Consider the following 21,921-nt stretch of genomic DNA (forward strand, 5'->3'; position numbering starts at 1 on the left):
CATTCGCGGGCAATGCCCGCTCCTGCCGGAATACCACAGCATTAAAGGTCTGGGTAATCTGCAGGAGCGGGCTTGCCCGCGAAGAAGGTAATGCTGATTTCAGCGGTCAACGCGCCAGCGGCCACAGGCTACTGAGGTCCAGCGTCTCCAGGACCAGTTCCGGTTCTCTCTGAGGCCACCGGCGCAGCAACTCCTCTGCGGCACTGCCGGGCGTCCACGCCTCCGGTATCGCCTGTGCCGACGTTACCGTAACCTTCAACGATTGTGGCCCTACGATGGTCAGTGCTACCCCTTGGTCCTCAAGGGCCTTGCGCTGCTCACGCAGCCATTGCGGCAAGTTGTTCCAGCCCGCAGTCACCTGTGTCGGTGCAAACAGCTGCAACGCCGAATAGCGGTTGAAAAGCCCCATCACCTGGGGCGACTGCCCCTTTGCCAGCAACGGCAGCGCTTTGCTCAGGCAATGCTCTGCGGCCAGCTGGTTGGTGGTGACGATCGCTTCGATCAGCTCACTTTCACTGACATTGTCTGGCAGGTAATCGGTGGTGCCGGTGTTGAGGATCAGCCCGTCCAGCGAACACCAGGCATGGCAAATCTGTTGGCACGCATCGGTGACGTGTTGTTCTTCCTGTAACTGCCACGGCAAACGCAACAATTGGCTGCCGTAGCGTGCCCCCAAATCATCCAGTGCATCGCTATCCTTGCCACTCGCGGCAACGCGATGTCCTTCATCGAGCATCCGCTCCACCAAAGCCAAGCCAAGTCCGTTGCTTGCGCCTGTAACCCAAAAACTACGCGAGTTAATCAAGACGTTATCCCCTGATTCTGCCGGCGTGGCAGCCCTTTGAATGCTTCCAGGGCCCGCTGGCGACTGCTGCTGAGATCTACGATTGGACTTAGGTACGAAGTATTACCGAAAAGGTCCGTCGATTTAATGGGTTGATGGATGGCTTTTTCATCGAGCTCCTGTAGTTCCGGTACCCAGTGGCGAATGAACTGACCCTGTGGATCGAAGCGCTGCGACTGTGAAACCGGGTTGAAGATACGGAAATAGGGCACCGCGTCGGTGCCGGTGGACGCACTCCACTGCCAACCCCCGTTGTTGGCGGCCAGGTCGCCGTCTATCAGGTGGCGCATGAAGTGCCGCTCGCCCTTGCGCCAGTCAATCAGCAGGTTCTTGCTGAGGAACATGGCCACGACCATGCGCAAGCGGTTGTGCATCCACCCGGTGTGCAGCAGCTGGCGCATGGCGGCATCAATGATCGGGAAGCCGGTGCGGCCCTGCTCCCAGGCCTCCAGGTCTGCGGGGGCGTCACGCCAGGGCAGGGCTTCGGTCTGGGCGCGGAAGGCGCGGTGGCGCGAGACCTGTGGATAACCGCTCAGGATGTGCTTGTAGAACTCACGCCAGAGTAGCTCATTGATCCAGGTCTGCACGCCTGTGCTGCCACTGTCGAACTCGCCCCGGTTGCCGGCCAGTGCACCGTGCAAGCATTGGCGGGGCGAAATCACGCCGGCGGCCAGGTAGGGGGAAAGCTGGCTGGTACCGGGCTTGGCAGGCAAGTCGCGCAGGTGGTGGTAGTCGTCGATGGTTTCGTCCAGGAAGCGTGACAGGCGGGACTGTGCCTCAGCTTCACCGGCTGGCCAGTGGTCGCGCAGTGCGTGCGTGGTTTTTCCGAAGCCCTCGACATGTTGCGGGATCGGGTCGCTGCCGATGTTCAGCGGGGCCTGGCGCTTCACCCGCCGTGCCAGGGCCGGCAGGCTGCGGTGCAGATGCTCCAGGCAGGTTTTCTTGAACTGGCTGAACACCTGGAAGTAATCGCCACTGCGAGTCAGTACGGTGCCCGGACGGAAGAATAGTTGGTCGAGGTAGCTGTGCGCCTGGATGGCCGACTTTTCCAGCAGTGCCCGGGTGGCATCATCCCGGCGCTGCTCATTGATGCCGTACTCCTCGTTCCAGTGCACGCTTTGCACCTGATGTTGGCGGCAGATATCGAGCACCGCCTGTGGCGCCTGGTCCCAGGTATCGATTGTGCGGATCAGCAGGGGGATGTTCAGCTTTTCCAGTGATTGGCGCAGGTCATGCAGGTTACGCAGCCAGAAGTCGACTTTGCAGTCGGCATCGTCATGGGCTTGCCATTGTCCGGGGCTGACCAGCCACAGGGCGATGGTCGGGCCGCGTTCGGTAGAGGCGCTGAGTGCAGTGTTGTCATCGATACGCAGGTCGCTGCGCAGCCAGGTCAGGTGCATGGGGGATTTATCTCTACAGGCTGTCGATCATGGGCTTGAAGCACGCGCAATGCCGCCTGCGGGGTGTCGAACAGGAAAAGGTCGGGCAGCTCAAAAGCCTGCAAGCGGGCTTCATGCAGCGCCAGCGTGGCACCGCCCAGCAGCTTGGGGATCGGCAAGCCTTGCAGGGTGCGCAGCAACGCCTTGTCGTCGATGCGTGGCCCCAGGTGCAGGAGTAAGGCGCGTGGTTTGAGCGCGTTGACGGCGCTTAGCAACTGCGGGCCTGCGACGGGCTGTTCGAGCACCTCGACCGGGAAACCATTGCTGGTGAGTAGCCAGGCGCACAACCATAAGTCTGGGCTGAAGGTGCGTTCGCAGTCTTCGGCCAGCAACACGGCAGGCCCTTGCAGCAGCTGGTTGTCGTGGTACACGCGGGCACCGAGCTTGCTGCGCAGCCAGCTGTGAAAAAACACCTGCTCCAGCCGAGCGTTGAAGTAATTGCGCCAGCGCTGGTCGAGCATGTCGAGGAGCGGCAGTAGCAGTTGTTCGCACAGGGTGACTGCCGGGTACAGCGCCATTGCCTGGTTGAGTTGCTGATCGAGGGCGCGCTGTGAAAGGCCGGCGATGGCTTCGATCAGCTGGAATTGCCGGGCTTGCCAGTCACCCTTCGGTGGGGTGCTGGCGGGTTTGTCGAGCAACTCGCGGACTTGGCCGACCGACGCGCCACGCTGCAGCCAGGCCAGGACGGCCTCGACGCGTTCGACCTGCTCAAGTGGGTACAGGCGATGCCCCTTGGCGGTGCGCTGCGGCTTGAGCAACCCATACCGGCGCTCCCAGGCGCGCAGGGTGACCGGGTTGACGCCAGTGCGACGGGCAAGTTCGCCGATGGGCAGCAAGTCCTCAGACCGCATTGCGCAAGCCCAGGCTCTCGGGGTGAGGCTGCAGGTAGGCTTGTTGCTGCAGGTAGGGGTCTGGGTGCTTGCGCAAATGGTGTTTGAGCAGGGTCAGTGGCACTACCAGAGGTACCACGCCTTGTTGGTATTGGCCGATGACTGCTTGCAACTCGGCCTTGTCCTGCTGTGTAAGGGCATCCTTGAAGTAGCCGCTCAGATGCTGCAGCACGTTACTGTGGGTGCCGCGGCTGGCGCAGCGGCGCAGGGCCTGCATCAGCTGGCTGAAATAGCGCGGGCCGATGCTCTGTGGTTCATCAGCCTTGCTCATGCTGCCAAGCAGGCGGCCGAGGGTGCGATAGGCCTGGGGGTTGTTGGCCATCAGCAAATACTTGTAGCGCGAATGAAAGCGCACCAGCGCGCCACGGTTCAGGCCCTCGGCCAGCAGGCGCTGCCAGTCGGCGTAGGCGTAAACGCGGCTTATGAAGTTCTCGCGCAGCACAGGGTCATGCAGGCGACCTTCTTCTTCTACTGGCAGGTCCGGGCGCAATGCGCAGAAAGCCTGGGCATAGACGCCACGGCCGCCATGCACGGCCGGGTGGCCGTTGTCCTGATAAACCTTTACCCGTTCCAGGCCGCATGAAGGTGACTTCTGCATGAAGATGTAGCCGCAGATGTCGTCAAGCTCGTTGGCCATCTGCTCGCCATAGGTGCGCAGCGGGTCGGTAAGGTCCTTGCCAGGATCGCGGGTGCCGACCACTTCGGGTTGCTCGGGGTTGCCGACCAGGCGAATCGGGTCGCGCGGGACACCCAGGCCGATTGCCACTTCCGGACACACGGGTAGCCAGTCGAAGTGCTGTTCCAGCTGTTTACGGCACAGGTCGGAGGCCTTGTGGCCGCCGTTGTAGCGCACGCTGTGCCCGGTCAGGCAGGCGCTGATGGCGATACGCGGCTTGCTGTGGGCGGAAGGGTCGTGCATGGCTGCCTCCGAAAATAAACCTGTACGTGACTCGAAACTTGTACAGGTTTATTTCAGCACAGCGCTGAAGTTATGCAAACTAGTATTTTTGTATAGTTCGGCATCACTCAAGGTGTTCGAGCAAGCGCCGCGCTGCTTCCTGGCCACTGAGCCATGCGCCCTCGACGCGGCCGGACAGGCACCAGTCCCCACAGGCGTACAAACCCTGGTCAGCATCGGCCAGTGCGCCCCACTCATGGTTGCTACTGGGGCGGGCATAGAGCCAGCGGTGGGCCAGGGCGAAGGTGGGCGGGGGGACCACGCAGCCGACCAGTTCGGCGAATTCGCCCCACAGCTGCTCGATCACTTCTTCCTTTGGCAGGTCGATGTGTTGCCGGCTCCAGTCTGACGTTGCGTGCAGTACCCAGGTGTCCAGGTGCTCGTCGCGGCCAGGCTTGCTGCGATTGCGGGCCAGCCAGTCCAGCGGGTTGTCCTGCACGAAGCAGCCTTGCATTGGTGTATCCAGCGGTGTCTCGAAGGCAAGGGCGACGGCCCAGGTAGGTTCCATTTGCACGCCAGCGGCCACGGCGGCCAGCTTCGGTGTGGCGGCCAGAAGTGGCGTGGCCTGCGGTGCCGGGACGGCAATGACCACGCGGCTGTAGGGGCCGTGGCTGCAACCTTCGGTATCTTGCAGGTGCCAGTACTGCTTGCCGCGAAACACTTCCGCTATGCGGCAGCCGAAATTGACGGTGACGTCCTTGAGCAAGCCGCGGGTAATGGCGCTCATGCGTGGCACGCCCACCCAGCGCGTCTGCTCGTCGGGGGAGGGGGTAAGTTCGCCATCACGGTAGTTGTACAGTTGAGGCTTCCACTGCTCGGCCCAGCCGGCGGCCACCCATTGCTGCACCTGATCGACGAAGCGTCGGTCACGGGCAGTGAAGTACTGTGCGCCCAGGTCGAGCGCGCCGGCTTCGCTGCGCTTGCTGGCCATGCGCCCGCCACTGCCGTGGCCTTTGTCGAACAAGTGCACGGATTGCCCGGCCTTCTGCAAGGCCTGGGCGGCTGACAAACCGGCGATGCCGGCCCCGATGATGGCGATAGGTACTGTCATGATGGCCTCTTCAAACCTTGCTGTGAGCAGACTACGCTGTCAGGCAAACCTGTACAATGCCAAAATTATGTATAAGGTTATTCCGTGTTGGCGGCAGGTTGGCCTATGTTTATCCGAGAGCGTCGGGTCAAAAAAGTGCCTTGTTGTTAAAAATAGACCACCGACGCATTCTGCGAGGACACAGCCATGCATATATTGCTGACAGGTGGCACCGGTTTGATTGGCAAGCATCTGTGCCAGTACTGGCTGGGCCAAGGGCATCGGCTTACGGTTTGGAGCAGGCGTCCTGAACAGGTGGCGAAAATCTGTGGTAGCGGGGGGCGTGGTATCGCGCGCCTGGAGCAGCTGGAGGCCGACGATCATCTTGATGCGGTGGTCAACCTTGCCGGTGCGCCGATTGCCGACAGGCCCTGGACGGCCGCCCGGCGCAACGTGCTGTGGGCCAGCCGTGTCACCCTTACCGAGCAATTGCTGGCTTGGTTGGGCACCCGTGAGCAGCGCCCGGAGGTGTTGATCTCCGGCTCTGCGGTAGGTTGGTACGGGGACGGTGGCGAACGCGAACTGACCGAGGCCTCTCCCCCGGTGCGTGAAGATTTCGCCAGCCAGTTGTGTATTGCCTGGGAAGAGACCGCGCAGCGTTCGCAAGCGCAGGGGATACGCGTGGTACTGGTCCGTACCGGCCTGGTGCTGGCCAGCGATGGCGGCTTTTTGTCGCGCCTGCGCATGCCCTTCAAACTGGGGCTGGGCGGGCCTTTGGGCAATGGGCGGCAATGGATGCCTTGGGTTCATATAGACGACCAGGTCGCCCTGATTGATTTTCTCTTGCAGCACAAGGATGCCAGCGGTCCTTATAATGCCTGCGCGCCGGAGCCTGTGCGCAACCGTGAGTTTGCCAGGCGACTGGGCCGCGCCCTGCATCGGCCGGCGCTGTTGCCAGTGCCGGCATTGCTGCTCAAGGCCGGGCTTGGCGAGATGTCGACCTTGCTGCTGGGAGGCCAGCGGGCGCGCCCGGTACGCTTGCTGGAAGCCGGCTTCACGTTCCGCTTCAACGATCTGCAATCGGCGCTGGACAACCTGTCCAGTCGCCTCTGACATAGGACGCTGCATGACCGATCACGCCCTGCTGCTGGTCAACCTGGGTTCCCCGGCCTCCACCTCGGTGGCCGATGTGCGCCGCTACCTCAACCAGTTCCTCATGGACCCGTACGTGATCGACCTGCCGTGGCCGGTGCGGCGTTTGCTGGTGTCGCTGGTCCTGATCAAGCGCCCGGAGCAGTCGGCACATGCCTACGCTTCGATCTGGTGGGAGGAGGGCTCGCCTCTGGTTGTGCTGACCCGTCGCCTGCAGGCAGCGATGGCCGAGCACTGGCCCCATGGCCCGGTGGAAATCGCCATGCGCTACGGTCAGCCGGCCTTGCCTGATGTGCTGGCGCGGCTGGCCGCCCAAGGTGTGCGCAAGGTGACTTTGGCACCGCTTTATCCACAGTTCGCCGACAGCACGGTGACCACTGTGATCGAGCAGGCAAAACAGACGGTCAGCGAGCACCAGTTACCGTTGCAGATGCGCGTGCTGCAGCCGTTCTATGAGCACCCGGCGTACATCGAGGCGCTGGCAGCCAGCGCTCGGCCGTACCTGGAGCAGGGTTACGACCACCTGCTGCTGAGCTTCCATGGGTTGCCGGAACGGCACCTGAAGAAACTGTTTCCGAAGGGGGTCAAGCACGACCTGCGCGCTGCCGATTGCTGCCACGGTGCAACCGCCGAAGTACGTTCGGTTTGCTATCGTGGGCAATGCCTGGCTACGGCCAAAGCCTTTGCGCAGAGCATGGGCATACCGGATGGCAAATGGTCGGTATCGTTCCAGTCGCGGCTGGGCCGGGACAAGTGGATCGAACCCTATACCGAGACGCGGCTGGATGAGCTGGCCAAGGCCGGTGTGAAGAAGCTGCTGGTGATGTGCCCGGCGTTTGTGGCGGATTGCATCGAGACCCTGGAAGAGATAGGCATGCGTGGCAGCGAGCAGTTTGTCGAGGCGGGCGGCCAGGAGCTGGTGCTGGTGCCGTGCCTGAATGATCACCCGGAATGGGTGAGGGTGTTGGCTGATATGTGTGAAAAGGCCTGAATCGAAGGGGCCGCTTTGCGGCCCCTTCCGACCGGTCATACATCCAGCTTCTTGTGCTTCCAGCTGTCATTACCCGGCAGAATCAGGTTCAGGGCAATAGCCACAATGGCGCACAGGGCGATGCCCTTCAGGCCCCAGTCATCCGGGCCGTCACCGCTGCCGATCAGCACGCCGCCGATACCGAACACCAGTGTCACCGAGACGATCACCAGGTTGCGTGCCTCGCCCAGGTCAATCTTGTGGCGGATCATGGTGTTCATGCCCACCGCTGCGATCGAGCCGAACAGCAGGCACAGAATGCCGCCCATCACCGGCACCGGGATGCTCTGCAGCAGCGCGCCGAACTTGCCGATGAATGCCAGGGTAATGGCGAAGACCGCCGCCCAGGTCATGATCTTCGGGTTGTAGTTCTTGGTCAGCATCACCGCGCCGGTCACTTCGGCGTAGGTGGTGTTGGGCGGGCCGCCGAACAGGCCGGCTGCAGTAGTCGCCAGGCCGTCGCCCAGCAACGTCCGGTGCAGGCCAGGCTTTTTCAGGTAGTCACGGCCGGTCACGCTGCCCACCGCGATCACCCCGCCGATATGCTCGATCGCCGGCGCCAGCGCAACCGGGACGATGAACAGAATGGCCTGCCAGTTGAACGCAGGGGCGGTGAAATTGGGGATTTCCAGCCATGGTGCGGCAGCGATCCTGGCGGTGTCGACCACGCCAAAGGCGAACGACAGGGCAAAGCCCACCAGCACGCCGGAGATGATGGGTACCAGGCGGAAAATGCCCTTGCCGAATACGGCAACGATCAAGGTTGTCAGCAGCGCTGGCATCGAGATCAGCATGGCCGTCTTGTACGGCATCAGCGCTGTACCGTCCCCACCTTTGCCCATCGCCATGTTGGCGGCGATCGGTGCCATGGCCAGGCCGATGGAGATGATCACCGGGCCGATCACCACCGGCGGTAGCATGCGGTCGATGAAACCGGTGCCTTTGATTTTTACCATCAGCCCCATGAAGGTGTACACGAAGCCGGCAGCCATTACGCCACCCATGGTCTCGGCAAGGCCGAACTGGCCTTTGGCGAGGATGATCGGTGTGATGAAGGCAAAGCTCGAGGCCAGGAACACCGGTACCTGACGACCGGTGACCAGCTGGAATAGCAGGGTGCCGATGCCGGCGGTGAACAGCGCGACGTTCGGGTCAAGGCCGGTGATCAGGGGCATCAGCACCAGCGCGCCGAATGCCACGAAGAGCATCTGCGCGCCCGAAACGACCTGGCGCCAGAGCGGGTCGTTGAAGCCGTCCTGCATGGTCAGGCGTCCTTTTGCTTGGTGCCGAAGATCTTGTCACCGGCATCACCCAGGCCTGGCACGATGTAGCCGTGCTCGTTCAGGCGCTGGTCGATCGAGGCGGTGTAGATCTTCACGTCCGGGTGGGCTTTTTCCACCACCTCGATGCCTTCTGGCGCGGCGACCAGCACCATGGCGCGAATCTCTTTGCAGCCGGCCTTTTTCAGCAGGTCGATGGTGGCAACCATCGAGCCGCCGGTGGCCAGCATCGGGTCGATGATCAGGGCCAGGCGCTGGTTGATGTCCGGCGCGAGCTTTTCCAGGTAGGTGTGGGCTTCGAGGGTTTCTTCGTTTCGGGCAACGCCGACGGCGCTGACCTTGGCACCCGGGATCAGGCTGAGCACGCCGTCGAGCATGCCGATGCCGGCGCGCAGGATCGGTACTACGGTGATCTTCTTGCCGGCGATTTTTTCAACCGAGACCTTGCCACACCAGCCGTCGATCTCGTAGGTTTCGAGGGGCAGGTCCTGGGTGGCTTCATACGTCAGGAGCGCGCCGACTTCCTGGGCGAGTTCGCGAAAATTCTTGGTGCTGATATCGGCACGGCGCATCAGGCCAAGCTTGTGGCGGATCAGCGGATGGCGGATCTCACGAGTGGGCATAGGGGAGGGCTCCGAAAGGCGGGCAAAAAAACCGCGCTAGATTAATCTATTCAGCCTGTGCTGTCGTCTGGTCATTCTGGACGTTAGTCCATAAATGCTTGATCTGTGACGAGCGGATGCGTACCTTTGCCCGCTTTTCCAAAATGCCCCCCGGAGCGCGCCATGTCCGCCGATCTCGAGCATATCCGTCAAGTCATGCATGAAGCTGACTGCCTGTACACCGAAGCCGAAGTCGAAGCGGCCATCGCCAAAGTCGGCGAGCAGATCTGCAAGGACCTGCACGACAAGAACCCGGTTGTGTTCTGCGTGATGAACGGTGGCCTGATCTTTTCCGGCAAACTGCTGACCCACCTGCAGTTCCCGCTGGAAGCCTCGTACCTGCACGCTACCCGCTACCGCAACCAGACCAGCGGCGGCGAGCTTTTCTGGAAGGCCAAGCCGGAAGTGTCGTTCATCGACCGTGACGTGTTGATCGTTGACGATATCCTCGACGAAGGCCACACCCTCAGCGCCATCATCGAGTTTTGCAAGCATGCCGGCGCCCGCTCGGTGTACACCGCTGTGCTGATCGACAAGGACCACGACCGCAAGGCAAGCCCTGACCTCAAGGCGAACTATGTGGGCCTGCCTTGTGTCGATCGCTATATCTTCGGTTACGGCATGGACTACAAAGGTTACTGGCGCAACGCTAACGGCATCTTCGCCGTAAAGGGGCTGTAACCGTGCGCCAGCCTGCGTTCATCGACCAATCGCTGTTCGCCGGGCTGGCCGAAAAGGCCGCTGCCAACCCGCGCGGGCGGCAGCACCATAACTTTCACGCTATGGAAGAGCCCTGCCACCGCATGGCCGTCGGGCTGCAACCGGGCACCTACATTCCGCCGCATCGCCATTTGAGCGCCGACAAGGCTGAAACCTTGATAGCGCTCAAGGGGCGTTTTGGCCTGTTGATCTTCGATGAACAAGGCGCGGTGACTGACAAGCGGGTGCTGCAGGCCGGTGGCGACTGTCTGGGTGTGGATCTGGCGCCTGGTACCTACCATGGCTTGGTGGTGCTGGAACCCGACAGCATCCTGTTCGAGTGCAAGGCTGGGCCATACCGACCAGTGGGCGAGGGCGAGCACGCACACTGGGCGCCGCGCGAGGGTGAGGCTGGCGTGGCCGATTACCAATCCTGGATGCGCGCGCAGTTCGATTGATATCGCCTGTACCCGGCGTGCTAGAGTGCTCCTTCATACAAGGAGCCTCACATGCGTGCGATTCTTCCCCTCCTGCTGGCGGTCAGCCTGCCGCTCGCTGCCGCACCGCTGCACAGTCAGTTCCTGCCTCCTGATGACCAGTCCCTGCGCCAGGAAGCACCGACCAGCCAGCAATTGCTGCAAGTGACTGACTATTCGGTGGTCGTAGGGGCCCAGCGCCAGTCCGATCAGCAGCCGATCCCGATCACATCGTCGTTGCAGGTGCGCCTGAAGGGCAAGCCGCTGAGCAAGGGTGCGACCATTGCCCAGGTGCTGCTGACGTTCGATGGTGAAGCGGCCAAAAGCCTGAAAAAGCCTGTGTATGACGCTAAATCCCGCACCTTGAGCCTGAATTACCCGGTCAGCAACTACCGGGTGGTCATGGACCTGCTGCGTAACGAAACCCTGTACGTGCAGTTTCTGACTTATGGCAACGGCCACATCTGGGCCGACTTGCACACCGGGACGGTACGTACGCGTTGAGGCGCGAAGCCTGCGGGGGGTAAACTGCCGGCCTTCGAAATTCCGTGATGGTCCAGTTGGAGTCGGCAATGCGTAAAGACAAGAAACAGGTAATCGGTGACGAAATCAGCGACGACTACATCAAGTCGTTCCTTCAGTTCGAGCCGGCCGATGGTGTGACTTCGCCGTCGCTGCACAAGCTGGTCAAGGCCTACCGTGGCCTGCGCGTGGACGACTTCGAGCGCTTTGTAGGCTTCTTCGTCGAAGCTGGCCTGGACCTGGACGGCAAGGACGAGCACGGCAAGACCTTCGTCGAGCAGATTGCCGACCAGCGCAATGCCCCTGAGTACATCGAGATCATCGATAAAGCCCGCGGCTGATCTGTAGCCAGTGCCGGCCTCTTCGCGGGCGCGCCCGCTCCCACAGGAGTCGCGTCGCACCTGCGGGCATTACCGAACCTGTGGGAGCGGGCATGCCCGCGAAGAGGCCGGTACAGGCTGATCAAGCGCCAGGCACAAAAAAACGCCCCGAGGGGCGTTTTTGCGTTTCAGGCCGGCTTAGGCGTAATAGACCTTCGTCGAGCAGATTGCCGACCAGCGCAATGCCCCTGAGTACATCGAGATCATCGTAAAGCCCGCGGCTGATCTGTAGCCAGTGCCGGCCTCTTCGCGGGCGCGCCCGCTCCCACAGGAGTCGCGCCGCACCTGCGGGCATTACCGAACCTGTGGGAGCGGGCATGCCCGCGAAGAGGCCGGTACAGGCTGATCAAGCGCCAGGCACAAAAAACGCCCCGAGGGGCGTTTTTGCGTTTCAGACCGGCTTAAGCGTAATGCTTGGCCGCCGGGCTGCTCTCTGCCAGATCCAGCGCCGCGTCGTTATCGGCACTGATCTTGTGGTACAGCGCAGCATCGGTTGCCAGGGTCTTCTCGCGAGCCGGGAAGATTTCCTTGAGCTTGGCAGCCCAGGCGCCCTTGGCCTGCTCGGGGAAGCAGCGCTCGATCAGTTCCAGCATGATCGATACGGTTACCGAGGCACCTGGCGATGCGCCGAGCAGTGCTGCCAGGCTGCCGTCCTGGGCCGAGACCAGCTCGGTACCGAACTGCAGCACGCCGCCTTTTTTCGGGTCTTTCTTGATGATCTGCACGCGCTGACCCGCCACTTCCAGGCGCCAGTCTTCGGCCTTGGCCTGCGGATAGAAACGACGCAGGGCTTCCAGACGCTGCTCCATCGACTGCATCACTTCGCTGACCAGGTACTTGGTCAGGTCCATGTTGTCGCGGGCCACGGCCAGCATCGGGCCGATGTTGCCCATGCGCACCGACAGCGGCAGGTCCATCAGCGAGCCGTGCTTGAGGAACTTGGTAGTGAAACCGGCATACGGGCCGAACAGCAGCGAAGTCTTGCCGTCCACGACGCGTGTGTCCAGGTGCGGCACCGACATCGGCGGGGCGCCGACAGCGGCCTGGCTGTAGACCTTGGCCTGGTGCTGCTTGACGATTTCCGGGTTGTCGCAACGCAGCCACTGGCCGCTGACAGGGAAGCCGCCGAAGCCTTTGCTTTCCGGGATGCCGGACAACTGCAGCAGCGGCAGGGCCGCGCCGCCAGCGCCGAGGAAGACGAAGCGGGCGTCGACTTCACGGCTGCCGCCGCTGTTGACGTCCTTGATGCTCACGGTCCAGCCGCTGCCGTTGCGGCGCAGGCCGACCACCTTCTTGCTGTACTTGACCTGCGCGTCCGGCGAGTCGGCCAGCAGCTTGAGCAGCTTGTTGGTCAGTGCGCCGAAGTTGACGTCGGTGCCTTTGGCCACGCGGGTAGCGGCGATGTGCTGGTCGGCCGGGCGGCCAGGCATCATCAGCGGCATCCAGTCGTTCATCACGGCCTTGTCTTCGGTGTATTCCATCTCGGCGAAGGCGTGGTGCTGCTTGAGCAGCTCGAAGCGCTTCTTGAGGAAGGAAACACCCTTGTCACCCTCGACGTAACTCAGGTGCGGGACAGGGTTGATGAAGGCACGCGCCGAGCCGAAGTTGCCCTTCTTGGTCAGGTAGGCCCAGAACTGGCGCGAAACCTCGAACTGGGTGTTGATGTGCACGGCCTTCTTGATGTCGATGCTGCCATCGGCGGCCTGCGGCGTGTAGTTCAGCTCGCACAGGCCGGCGTGGCCGGTGCCTGCGTTGTTCCAGGGGTTGGAGCTTTCCGCGGCCCCGGAGTCCATCGCCTCGACGACCTCAAGCTTCAGGGTCGGGTCAAGCTCCTTGAGCAGTACGGCCAGGGTGGCACTCATGATGCCCGCGCCTACCAGTACCACATCAACCGATTCGTTCTGCGCCATTTAACGCGTCTCCACAATCTACAGCTACCTAATTGACAGCATAGGACCTGGGTTTGCCAGGGTCGCCATGTCCGACTTTTCGCAGTTCTTGCAACTTCCGCGGACACCGCCAATCAGTCTTCGGGTTCGTGTATTGAACGCCGTTTGCCACAGGTGCGGCAATTCGACTTATGGTCAAGGTGTCGTGCGTGCGTTATGGAACGGTTCAGACACTCATACGGGATGAGCGCATCTGCCGCCTGTTCAGGGCTGTTCGGGACACATCTGCCGCTTTTGCACATGCCAGACTGTTCATTTGCTCGCCACACTCTTGTGAAGTTGTGAAAACCGTTTTTTCACGCTCTTTTGGAGACGTGAACCTCAAAAGGGGACTGCGCGATGGCAACCCGCAGGTTCATGCAGTGTGAAGGGCCGGAAAAAGCAGGCACGACAGCCGATGCAAGACCTGAGTGGAAGGCTCTCTGTGGGCGAAGCGGTGAAGTTGCCGGGGTCAATCGGCGAGTGCGGGGCCCGATCAGGAGACGTCCTTATAATCGGGGGGAGATTATAGCGATGTCGCGGGCAGAAATGTCGCCATTCGTGGTTTTTATTGCAGCGTTTGTCAGGCAGCGAGGAGGCGCTGGTGCCAACGGCGGTTTGCGCGGGCGCAAACCCGGGCTTCGATGGGCAGCTCGCGGCCCAGCCAGGCCAGCTGAATTTCGCTGATCTGCACCCAGTCGATGCCGCTTGGTGCCTGGCTGCATTGCTTGAACGCCAGGCATTTGCCATCCGCGTCAAGGCGGGCATAAGCGTTGTAGCGCGGCCGTTGGAAGAGCTGAGTCCAGAGCGAGGTCATGGCGGCGAGTCCTTTGCGTTAGGGCTTGGCGCAAGGATAAGGGTGTGGCGATGAAACGATTGTGACAAGCGGGCCGGGCCGATGACTGGTCTGTGCCTGGCTAGGTATACTGTGGGCCTTTGCCGCATTTTCTGGAGAAACGCGCATGTTGCAACGTCTGTTGTTCGGTTTGATCGCCGTGGCCAGCCTTAGCCTGGTCGGTTGTGCCCACAGCCCGCAACAACTCAACCCGCAACCCACGCTCAAGGCCCAGCTGGCCCCGGTCGGTCATGGCCAGCCGGTGGTGGTCCGGGTAGTTGATGGCCGGCCTTCGCAGTCCCTGGGTACCCGCGGTGGCATGTACCCCGAGACCAGCACCATCAGCGTCAGCGGTAATGACGTGGTGCCCAAGCTGCAGGCTCAGGCTGAAGCGGCTGTGCGCCTGCTCGGCTTCACCCCGACCCCGAACGCCGGCAATGCGCCGCAGCTGACCGTGACCCTGGCCGAGCTGAAGTATCAGTCGCCGAAAGACAACCTTTACGTGACCGAGGCCACCATCGGCGCCACCTTCCGCGCTGATGTGACCAATGGCGGCCGCCGTTACAGCGGCCGTTATGGCGCTTCGCTGGACCAGCGTTTCGGCATGGCGCCGAACCAGGACACCAACACCCAGCTGGTGGGTGATGTGCTGAGCGATGCCCTGACCCGCCTGTTCAAGGACCCGAGCATCGGGCAGGTGCTGGGTCAGTAAGCTTCAGGTGGTGCAAGAAAACCCGCTGCCTGAGTGACAGGCAGCGGGTTTTTTGTTGTCTGGCCGGTACAGATCTACGCCGCTTCTATGTGGAAATCCAGCAAGCTGAACCCAGTGCCGGCATCCACTTCGGGCAAGTCCTCATGCACATGTCCGCCAAGCGCACAGTAGACCAGCCACTGGCGGTCCTGCACGTTGATGGCAAAACCATCGATCAGCGCCTGTTGTTCATCGCTCTGGGCAACGAGGTAGAGGCGGTCCTGGTTTTCGGCGTGCAACATGAAAAAGCTCCGGGTCATCAAAAGGTCGACAGGGTCGCCTGTATGGATGACGAGCGGATGACAGATGAAATTTAATGACAGTTTGTCGCCAAGGCCGGGCGCCACGGTGCGACTTGGGTAGAATGCTGGCCTTTGCCACTGCTCACACCGAGGTTGCGTGATGTCCTTGCAAGTGCTCTGGGGGTTCCTGGCCGCCCATCCCACCAAGCTGATCAACCTGCTGGCGCTGCTGCTGACCTGCCCGGGCGGTTTGCTGCTGCACAGTGCGCGGCGGCGTGAGGCCGAAACCCGCCAGTACATGGCAGTAGACGACGGGGTAGTGGACGCTTTCGACCTTCGGGTGCCGAAATACTTCTACATTCTGGGCTTTTCGTGCCTGGCGATGGCGCTGCTGCTGTCCTGGTTCAGCACCTGGATCTGAGCACCATCGGGGCTGCAACGCAGCCCCAAACCTGATCAGGCTACAGGTGCCTGCTGCCTGACCTGATACTGGTTGCGCACCGGCGTCGCATACTGCAACACCAGGTATGGCCGCTGCTCTTGCGGGCAGGCATCCAGGCGCCGTTGCCATTCTTCCTTGGCCTTGGCCAGCTCATCCGCCGGGAACACCTTCTCGGCGCTTGGCACCTGCAGGGCTTCGTCCTTGCCCTCCCACATCGCATATGCCAGGTAATGCACCGGGAACAGTCGGTAGCCCCCCAGAATCTGCCGGTCAATCTCTGCCGCCAGCTGTTTTGTGTCTTCGTGGTACTCGGTTACCGGCGGCGCGAAGTTGATGTGGACTCGGCCCTTGTAGCCGGTAATGCCTTTGGCAATGCTGTTGTCATCTTCGCCCGGCGCCTTCTTGTAGGTGCCGGTAGTGGCGCGGATGTACAGCTCGCGGGCCTTGGCCTGGTCGCACGGGTCGTATTCGTAGCTGATCGACACCGGGGTCAGGTTCAGGCTCTGGATCACTGCACCGAACGGTTCGTCCTTGCGGCTCATGTGGAACATCTTGAGGATCGCCGAGTCGGTACGGTCGTCACCGTCCTTGGCCCGACCTTCGGCCTGGGCGATCCAGATCGAGGTGGCATCGTTGCGGATCGAGTGGTTGATGTAAGCCGACAGCAGTTGGTAAGCAGCCAGTTTTTCGCGCCGCCCGCTGATCGAACGGTGCACGATGAAGCTCTTGTTCAGGCGCATCATGTCGCTGACAAAGGGCTTTTGCAGCAAGTTGTCGCCAATGGCGATGCGCGGCGTGGGCAGGCCGGCGTGGTACACCGCATAGTTGACGAAGGCCGGGTCCATGACGATGTCACGGTGGTTGGCCAGGAACAGGTAGGCGGTGCCGGCCTTGAGCTGTTCCACTCCCGAGTAGGTGACGCCGTCGGTGGCGCGATCGATGGTCTGGTCGACGTAGTACTCGACTTTGTCCTGCAAGGTCGAGACACAGGTAACACCGGCGAATTCCTTGCGCAGGCGGCGTGCGATCAAGGGCTTGAGCAACCAGCCGAGAGCGCCGGCCGCCCGTGGAAAGCGGAAGTGGGTGAGGATATCGAGGAATGCCGGGTCGCTGAGCAGGCGTGCCAGAACGGCAGGGACCTCAGCGTCGTCGTACGGTCGGATGGCATCGAATTCGCCCATCATGCTCTCTTGTTGGAAACGGCTAGGGTAATAAGGTAGGGACGGGCTCCGAAAAACGGCTCGGACGCACACAGACCCTGTAAACAGACCGGCAATTATACGCATAAGTCACTGCGGAGGCCGCGATGCTGGAAACCGACTTCTATGATTGCCCTTATTGTGGCGAACGTGTGGAAACTACCGTCGATCTGTCTGCGGGCGACCAGGTTTATACCGAGGATTGCCAGGTGTGCTGCCAGCCTGTGGTGTGCATTCTGCAGGTGCATGGTGACGAATGGATGCTTGAAGTCCGCCGCGAGGACGACACCTGATGCAGCGTATCTACGAACCGGAAAGCCTGCTCGAGGCGCAAATGCTGGCAGGCATGCTTGCCAGCGAGGGGGTCGATGTACACGTGGTCGGCCGTGACCTGGTCGGTGCCGCTGGCGAGCTGCCCTTGCAGGGCCTGCTGGGGCTCGTCGTGGCTGATGAGCAGGCCGAATGCGCACGGCAGCTGATCGATGCGTACAATGATGCCCAGCCACTGGTTGGCGACGAACCGGAGAATGTCCCCGGTACCTTGATCTGCTAGGTTCTGAATTCGCCCATGTGTGGACGTTATGCCCTGTTTCGCTGGCCCCAGGCCCTTGCCAGTCTGCCGGGCTTTCCCGTCGGCCAGCCGGCCCAATGGAATATATCGCCTGGGGCGTCGGTGCTGATCCAGCGTCAGCTTGACGGCCAGCAGCAACTGGCCAAGGCGCGCTGGGGGTTGACCCCGGCCTGGCTCACCGACCTGTCCCGCACCCCTGCCCATGCCCGCGCCGAAACGCTGGCCGAACAACCGATGTTTCGCGATGCATTTCGTCAGCGTCGCTGCCTGATGCCGGCCAACGGCTTTTACGAATGGCGTGGCAGCGTGCGCAAACGCCCGTTCTGGTTGACCCCGGGGGAGGGCGCGTCGCTGTACTTTGCGGCGGTGTGGGAGGCCTATCCGGTGCAGGACCAGGTATGGCTGAGTTGCGCGGTGGTGACCCAGGCGGCCATGAATCAGCGTCGGCCGCTCATCCTCGACGAAGCGGGGCAGGCGGCCTGGCTTGACCCGGACACGCCGATTACCCGCTTGCACGAGCTGCTGGCCAGCCCACCGGCGACGCTACGTGAGCGGGCCTTGGCCAATTTCGTCAATGACCCGAAGCTGGATGCGCCGGAGTGTCTTACCCCGGCTTGATGGGGGGCTGTGCCGGCCCTTTCGCGGGCAAGCCCGCTCCTACAATGATCGTGTTACCCCTGCTGTAGGAGCGGGCAAGCCTGCTCGTGCCCACGGTCGTGTTACCCCTGTAGGAGCGGGCTTGCCCGCGAAGAGGCCGGTTCAGGCGACGAAAATCTTCCCTGCGGCTATGGCAGCCACTGGCGACTCGGCCTAGGATACGGCGCATGTGGATAGGGAGTGTTTTCATGCGTAAGTCTTTTGTCGTCAGCCTGCTGAGCGCTGGCATTCTGTTGGCCGGCTGCCAGGCGGTGAATACCACCAGCGGCGGTGCTGTTGGCGTCGAGCGCCAGCAGTACATGTTCAGCATGCTCTCGACCGATGAGGTCAACCAGATGTACGCGCAGTCGTATCAGCAGACCCTGGGTGAAGCATCGAGCAAGGGTGTGCTCGACAAGTCCAGCGCCGATGCCAAGCGTGTGCAGACCATTGCCAACCGCCTGATCGCCCAGGCGCCCAAATTCCGCCCGGATGCCGCGCAGTGGGACTGGCAAGTCAACGTGATCAAGAGTGACGAGCTGAACGCCAACTGCGGCCCGGGCGGCAAGATCATCGTCTACACCGGGCTGATCGATCAGCTCAAACTCACCGATGCGGAAATTGCCGCAGTGGTGGGGCACGAGATTGCCCACGCCTTGCGCGAGCATAGCCGCGAGGCCATGTCCAAGGCATACGGTGTGGAAATGGCTCGCCAGGGTGCCGGTGCCATCTTCGGCCTCGGCCAGAGCAGCATGGCCATGGCCGACACGGTGGTGAACTACGCCATGACCTTGCCCAACAGCCGGGCCAACGAAAACGAGGCCGACCTGATTGGCCTGGAGCTGTCGGCCCGTGCCGGCTACGACCCGAATGCCGCGATCACCCTGTGGAACAAGATGAGCAAGGCTTCCGAAGGTGCACCGCCTGAGTTCATGAGTACTCACCCGGCGTCCGCGAGCCGCATTGCTTCGCTGCAGGCGGCGATTCCGAAGGTGATGCCGCTGTATCAGGCTGCAGCCAAGCCGTAAATGCCTGAATCCAGGGGCTGCATGGCAGCCCCTGATGTGCCCTTTACCCAATCCAGCCACTGGCCTTCATTGCCGAATAGACGGCCACGATCGCCAGCACGAAGAACGCCGTTGCCGCCAGGCGGCGAATCAGCGTCAACGGCAGTTTGTCTGCCGCGAAGTTACCCGCCAGTACCACCGGAACGTTGGCAATCAGCATACCCAGGGTAGTGCCAATAATGACCATGATCAGGTGCGGATACTGCGCAGCCAGCATCACGGTGGCGACCTGGGTCTTGTCGCCGATTTCGGCCAGGAAGAACGCAATCAGTGTCGTCAGGAACGGCCCGAACCGGCGCGCCGGGTTCTCGTCGTCATCCATTTTGTCCGGCACCAGGGTCCACAGTGCGGTGGCGGTAAAGCTCGCAGCCAGGATCCAGTGCAGGGCCGAATCGCTGAAGAAGCTGCCGACCCACGCCCCCACGGCACCGGCTGCGGCATGGTTGGCCAGGGTGGCGGCGATGATGCCGGCGATGATCGGCCAGGGTTTGCGGAAGCGGGCAGCGAGAATGAGTGCGAGCAGTTGCGTCTTGTCGCCGATCTCGGCCAAGGCAACGATAGCGGTGGGGACCAGCAGTGATTCCAGCATCAGGATTCCTACGGGGGCGGGTCGACACGGCTATGACACGTACAGCCTCCCCGCCCCGGGTAAGGTGTGCGTGTCATAGGTCTTGTCAAACCCTCGATCCGTCTATGCGGATCTCGCCATGCAGGCGTGCATGGTGGGTCGCACGCGCCATGGTCTGTGGACCAAGTATGTTGACGCGTACCGGGCGAGCTGGGTGCTCGCGGGAGACTACTCCCCTAGGACGGTGCGGATTCTGCCTAGGCAAAACGTTTTCGGCAAGCGCTGTTTTTTATCCGCGAGTTGCCTGGTAGATGCGGAAACCGTCGGCCTCATCACGTACCTGGCAGTTGCCCAACGCCCCTTCGATCAGTGGCTGGTAGCGCAGGAAACTGTTGGCGACCAAGCGCATTTCGCCACCTTTTCGCAGATGAACGGCCGATTTTTTCAGCAAGTTTTCCGAAGCCTGATAGTTGGTATGAACGCCGGTGTGGAATGGCGGGTTGCTCAGGATAAGGCTCAGTTCGGTAGGGGCGGCGTCGATGCCATCGCCGCTGATCACTTCGCCTTCCAGGCCGTTGGCAGCCAGCGTCAGGCGGCTGGCGGCCACGGCGAAGGCATCCACGTCCAGCAAGGTCACCCGGCTTTGTGGGTAACGGCGTTTGAGCGTGGCCCCCAGTACCCCGGCACCGCAGCCAAAGTCCAGCATGTGGCCACCGGGCAGTCCGTCAAGATGCTTCAGGAGCAGGGCGGTACCTCGGTCGAGTCGGCCATGGCTGAATACTCCAGGCAGGCTGACCACCTGCAGCGGGCCGTCTTCCAGGGCCAGCTCGAAGCGCTCGGCCAGGCTTTCCAGCGGTTTTGCCTGCGGCGCCTGGTCGATGGTCACTTGCCACAGCTGGCAGTGCCGGGCGCTGTCGAGCTTGCGTGGCTTGCCAAAGGCCTGCAACTGCTTGGCCGCACCCTCGATGCCACCGCGCTTCTCGCCGACCAGGTACAGCTCGCGGCCAGCCAGGCGCGACGCCAGGGCGTTGAGCAGATAGGCGGCCAGCTCGCGGGATTTGGGCAGGAACAGCACGGCGCTGTCGAATGCTGCTTCAGGTGCCTCGACGCCGTAATGGCTGCGGCCTGCGAAGCGGCTTTCGAGCATGGCCTGATCGCCGGCATGCCAGGTCCAGGCCTGGGCCTGAGGCAACTGGCCGAGCAGGTCGTCGGCGGGGGCGCCGGCGATCAGCAGCGGCCCCTGAAACAGCTCTGCCTGACGGAGCAACACTTCACTGCGCGGGTCCATGGACGACGTCTCCTGGAAAAAAGTGGCGCAGTGTAGCAGAGGCGGGCGCCTGGCTCAGCTGACCACGCGGCGTGGCTGCCCGGCGAAGAAGGCCTGGGCGTTCTCGCTGAGCTGGCCGACGATGCGCTGGCGCGATTCCACGGCACCCCAGGCGCTGTGCGGGGTGATGATCAGGCGCGGGATGCCGGGCTCCAGCAGCGGGTTGCCGTTGACCGGCGGCTCCACGCTCAGCACGTCGGTGGCCGCGCCGCCCAGGTGACCACCGCGCAGGGCATCGGCCAACGCCTGTTCGTCGATCAGGCCGCCACGGGCGGTGTTGACCACCAGCGCGTTGGGCTTGAGCAGGGCCAGTTCGCGGGCACCGAGCATATGCCGGGTGTGCTCGTTCAGCGGGCAGTGCAGGGTCAGGGCATCGACTTGCGGCAGCAACTCGTCCAGCGGCAGCCGGTCGGCGCGCTCCGGACGGCCAGGGATCTGCCCGCTCAGTACACGCATACCGAAGGCTTCGGCCAGCCTCGCCACTGCGCCGCCCAGTTCGCCGTGGCCGAGCAGGCCGAGGGTTTTGCCCTCCAGTTCGACGATAGGAAAGTCCAGCAGGCAGAACTGGCTGGCCTTGGCCCACTGGCCATCGGCCACCGCCTGGTTGTAGTCGCACAGCCGAGTGGCCAGGGCCAACAGCAGGGCCAGGGTATGCTGGGCGACAGACGGCGTGCCGTAGCCCTGGCAGTTGCACACGGTGATGCCCTGGGCGCGGGCGGCAGCCAGGTCGACATTGTTGGTGCCGGTGGCGGCCACCAGGATCAGCTTCAGTTGCGGGTTGGCGGCCAGGGTTGCGGCGTCGAGCATGACCTTGTTGCTGACCACTGCCACGGCGCCCTGCAAGCGTTCCGCGACTTGTTCCGGGCGGGTGGCGGCGAACAGTTCGAACTGGTCGAACTGCTGCTTCAGGGGCGAAAGGTCGAGGTCGCCAAGGTCCAGGGACTGGTGATCGAGAAACACGGCGCGACGCGGGCTGGGCATGAAGATCTCCGG

At 62.4% G+C, this 21,921-nt stretch carries 26 protein-coding genes and 1 riboswitch; of the genes, 12 read left to right on the forward strand and 14 right to left on the reverse strand.

Features of this window, described 5'->3' with window-relative positions:
- Positions 1-106 precede the first annotated feature (106 nt).
- The 5 genes from ACI7M0_RS03775 to ACI7M0_RS03795 all read right to left on the reverse strand — a co-directional run bounded on the left by ACI7M0_RS03775 (position 107) and on the right by ACI7M0_RS03795 (position 5,182).
- A complete protein-coding gene (locus tag ACI7M0_RS03775) occupies positions 107-805 on the reverse strand; it encodes an SDR family oxidoreductase (RefSeq protein ID WP_129932908.1) in 699 nt (232 codons plus the stop codon).
- Entirely contained in the window at positions 802-2,244 is a 1,443-nt protein-coding gene (gene phrB, locus ACI7M0_RS03780; RefSeq protein WP_129932909.1) for a deoxyribodipyrimidine photo-lyase, read from the reverse strand. The genes ACI7M0_RS03775 and phrB overlap by 4 nt, the downstream gene beginning before the upstream one ends.
- Positions 2,235-3,134 carry a MerR family transcriptional regulator gene (locus ACI7M0_RS03785; RefSeq protein WP_129932910.1) on the reverse strand — a complete coding sequence of 300 codons (900 nt, stop codon included), beginning with the start codon at positions 3,132-3,134 and terminating at the stop codon, positions 2,235-2,237. The genes phrB and ACI7M0_RS03785 overlap by 10 nt, the downstream gene beginning before the upstream one ends.
- Positions 3,124-4,092, reverse strand: a complete 969-nt coding sequence (locus ACI7M0_RS03790) for a DUF523 and DUF1722 domain-containing protein (RefSeq protein WP_010951986.1) — start codon at positions 4,090-4,092, stop codon at positions 3,124-3,126. The genes ACI7M0_RS03785 and ACI7M0_RS03790 overlap by 11 nt, the downstream gene beginning before the upstream one ends.
- A 103-nt stretch (positions 4,093-4,195) precedes the next feature.
- Complete coding sequence (locus ACI7M0_RS03795) at positions 4,196-5,182, reverse strand: NAD(P)/FAD-dependent oxidoreductase (RefSeq protein WP_121161024.1); 987 nt, start codon at positions 5,180-5,182, stop codon at positions 4,196-4,198.
- A 186-nt stretch (positions 5,183-5,368) separates the two neighbouring features.
- Here ACI7M0_RS03795 and ACI7M0_RS03800 point away from each other — a divergent pair, with 186 nt between their 5' ends.
- Together ACI7M0_RS03800 and hemH are read left to right on the forward strand one after the other, a co-directional pair.
- Positions 5,369-6,274, forward strand: coding sequence for a TIGR01777 family oxidoreductase (locus ACI7M0_RS03800; protein WP_129932911.1), 906 nt, complete (start codon positions 5,369-5,371; stop codon positions 6,272-6,274).
- Positions 6,275-6,287: 13 nt separating this feature from the next.
- Positions 6,288-7,304, forward strand: coding sequence for a ferrochelatase (hemH, locus tag ACI7M0_RS03805; protein WP_129932912.1), 1,017 nt, complete (start codon positions 6,288-6,290; stop codon positions 7,302-7,304).
- Between the two features lie 35 nt (positions 7,305-7,339).
- On the opposite strand, the gene ACI7M0_RS03810 is transcribed toward hemH, so the two are convergent.
- Together ACI7M0_RS03810 and upp are read right to left on the reverse strand one after the other, a co-directional pair.
- Positions 7,340-8,605, reverse strand: a complete 1,266-nt coding sequence (locus ACI7M0_RS03810) for a uracil-xanthine permease family protein (protein WP_003247369.1) — start codon at positions 8,603-8,605, stop codon at positions 7,340-7,342.
- Positions 8,606-8,607: 2 nt separating this feature from the next.
- Positions 8,608-9,246, reverse strand: coding sequence for a uracil phosphoribosyltransferase (upp, locus tag ACI7M0_RS03815; RefSeq protein WP_003247366.1), 639 nt, complete (start codon positions 9,244-9,246; stop codon positions 8,608-8,610).
- A gap of 162 nt (positions 9,247-9,408) precedes the next feature.
- On the opposite strand from upp, the gene ACI7M0_RS03820 reads away from it, so the two are divergent.
- From ACI7M0_RS03820 to ACI7M0_RS03835, 4 genes are all read left to right on the forward strand, one after another.
- Positions 9,409-9,966 (forward strand): hypoxanthine-guanine phosphoribosyltransferase, encoded by a 558-nt coding sequence (locus tag ACI7M0_RS03820; RefSeq protein WP_010951990.1) that lies wholly within the window; start codon positions 9,409-9,411, stop codon positions 9,964-9,966.
- 2 nt (positions 9,967-9,968) lie between these two features.
- Positions 9,969-10,442, forward strand: a complete 474-nt coding sequence (locus ACI7M0_RS03825; RefSeq protein ID WP_129932913.1) for a WbuC family cupin fold metalloprotein — start codon at positions 9,969-9,971, stop codon at positions 10,440-10,442.
- 51 nt (positions 10,443-10,493) lie between these two features.
- Positions 10,494-10,964: a hypothetical protein gene (locus tag ACI7M0_RS03830; protein ID WP_129932914.1), complete on the forward strand. Its 471-nt coding sequence runs from the start codon at positions 10,494-10,496 to the stop codon at positions 10,962-10,964.
- A 68-nt stretch (positions 10,965-11,032) separates the two neighbouring features.
- Positions 11,033-11,323, forward strand: a complete 291-nt coding sequence (locus ACI7M0_RS03835) for a PA4642 family protein (RefSeq protein WP_003247360.1) — start codon at positions 11,033-11,035, stop codon at positions 11,321-11,323.
- A 440-nt stretch (positions 11,324-11,763) separates the two neighbouring features.
- On the opposite strand, the gene mqo is transcribed toward ACI7M0_RS03835, so the two are convergent.
- Both mqo and ACI7M0_RS03845 read right to left on the reverse strand, forming a co-directional pair.
- Entirely contained in the window at positions 11,764-13,272 is a 1,509-nt protein-coding gene (mqo, locus tag ACI7M0_RS03840) for a malate dehydrogenase (quinone) (protein WP_129933279.1), read from the reverse strand.
- A gap of 601 nt (positions 13,273-13,873) precedes the next feature.
- Positions 13,874-14,107 (reverse strand): hypothetical protein, encoded by a 234-nt coding sequence (locus tag ACI7M0_RS03845; protein ID WP_014589680.1) that lies wholly within the window; start codon positions 14,105-14,107, stop codon positions 13,874-13,876.
- A gap of 145 nt (positions 14,108-14,252) precedes the next feature.
- On the opposite strand from ACI7M0_RS03845, the gene ACI7M0_RS03850 reads away from it, so the two are divergent.
- On the forward strand, positions 14,253-14,837 hold the full coding sequence (locus ACI7M0_RS03850; protein WP_010951995.1) for a YajG family lipoprotein: 585 nt from the start codon (positions 14,253-14,255) through the stop codon (positions 14,835-14,837).
- A gap of 74 nt (positions 14,838-14,911) precedes the next feature.
- Here the strand turns inward: ACI7M0_RS03850 and ACI7M0_RS03855 are convergent, their stop codons facing one another.
- Positions 14,912-15,118, reverse strand: coding sequence for a hypothetical protein (locus tag ACI7M0_RS03855; RefSeq protein ID WP_003247353.1), 207 nt, complete (start codon positions 15,116-15,118; stop codon positions 14,912-14,914).
- A gap of 160 nt (positions 15,119-15,278) precedes the next feature.
- On the opposite strand from ACI7M0_RS03855, the gene ACI7M0_RS03860 reads away from it, so the two are divergent.
- Positions 15,279-15,539: a hypothetical protein gene (locus ACI7M0_RS03860; protein ID WP_104960780.1), complete on the forward strand. Its 261-nt coding sequence runs from the start codon at positions 15,279-15,281 to the stop codon at positions 15,537-15,539.
- Positions 15,540-15,574: 35 nt separating this feature from the next.
- Here the strand turns inward: ACI7M0_RS03860 and ACI7M0_RS03865 are convergent, their stop codons facing one another.
- The gene (locus ACI7M0_RS03865) at positions 15,575-16,744 is read right to left on the reverse strand and encodes a 1-acyl-sn-glycerol-3-phosphate acyltransferase (RefSeq protein ID WP_014589682.1); all 1,170 of its coding nucleotides are present in this window, start codon (positions 16,742-16,744) and stop codon (positions 15,575-15,577) included.
- 122 nt (positions 16,745-16,866) lie between these two features.
- Between ACI7M0_RS03865 and ACI7M0_RS03870 the strand changes: the two genes are divergently transcribed.
- The 4 genes from ACI7M0_RS03870 to ACI7M0_RS03885 all read left to right on the forward strand — a co-directional run bounded on the left by ACI7M0_RS03870 (position 16,867) and on the right by ACI7M0_RS03885 (position 18,994).
- Entirely contained in the window at positions 16,867-17,052 is a 186-nt protein-coding gene (locus ACI7M0_RS03870) for a CPXCG motif-containing cysteine-rich protein (RefSeq protein ID WP_010951999.1), read from the forward strand.
- Positions 17,052-17,312 carry a putative signal transducing protein gene (locus tag ACI7M0_RS03875; protein WP_129933281.1) on the forward strand — a complete coding sequence of 87 codons (261 nt, stop codon included), beginning with the start codon at positions 17,052-17,054 and terminating at the stop codon, positions 17,310-17,312. Before ACI7M0_RS03870 ends, ACI7M0_RS03875 begins: the two co-directional genes overlap by 1 nt.
- 15 nt (positions 17,313-17,327) lie before the next feature.
- Positions 17,328-17,948, forward strand: a complete 621-nt coding sequence (locus ACI7M0_RS03880; RefSeq protein WP_010952000.1) for an SOS response-associated peptidase — start codon at positions 17,328-17,330, stop codon at positions 17,946-17,948.
- Positions 17,949-18,175: 227 nt separating this feature from the next.
- The gene (locus tag ACI7M0_RS03885) at positions 18,176-18,994 is read left to right on the forward strand and encodes a M48 family metallopeptidase (RefSeq protein ID WP_104960781.1); all 819 of its coding nucleotides are present in this window, start codon (positions 18,176-18,178) and stop codon (positions 18,992-18,994) included.
- A 43-nt stretch (positions 18,995-19,037) separates the two neighbouring features.
- On the opposite strand, the gene ACI7M0_RS03890 is transcribed toward ACI7M0_RS03885, so the two are convergent.
- The 3 genes from ACI7M0_RS03890 to ACI7M0_RS03900 form a co-directional block, all read right to left on the reverse strand.
- Positions 19,038-19,622 carry a TMEM165/GDT1 family protein gene (locus tag ACI7M0_RS03890; protein ID WP_003247342.1) on the reverse strand — a complete coding sequence of 195 codons (585 nt, stop codon included), beginning with the start codon at positions 19,620-19,622 and terminating at the stop codon, positions 19,038-19,040.
- An 88-nt stretch (positions 19,623-19,710) separates the two neighbouring features.
- Positions 19,711-19,850, reverse strand: a riboswitch (yybP-ykoY riboswitch).
- Between the two features lie 40 nt (positions 19,851-19,890).
- Positions 19,891-20,889: a class I SAM-dependent methyltransferase gene (locus ACI7M0_RS03895; RefSeq protein WP_010952002.1), complete on the reverse strand. Its 999-nt coding sequence runs from the start codon at positions 20,887-20,889 to the stop codon at positions 19,891-19,893.
- A 54-nt stretch (positions 20,890-20,943) separates the two neighbouring features.
- The gene (locus ACI7M0_RS03900; protein ID WP_010952003.1) at positions 20,944-21,909 is read right to left on the reverse strand and encodes a 2-hydroxyacid dehydrogenase; all 966 of its coding nucleotides are present in this window, start codon (positions 21,907-21,909) and stop codon (positions 20,944-20,946) included.
- Positions 21,910-21,921 lie beyond the last annotated feature (12 nt).

It is taken from the genome of Pseudomonas sp. 10(2024), from assembly GCF_045164175.1.
Classification (GTDB): Bacteria; Pseudomonadota; Gammaproteobacteria; order Pseudomonadales; family Pseudomonadaceae; genus Aquipseudomonas; species Aquipseudomonas alloputida.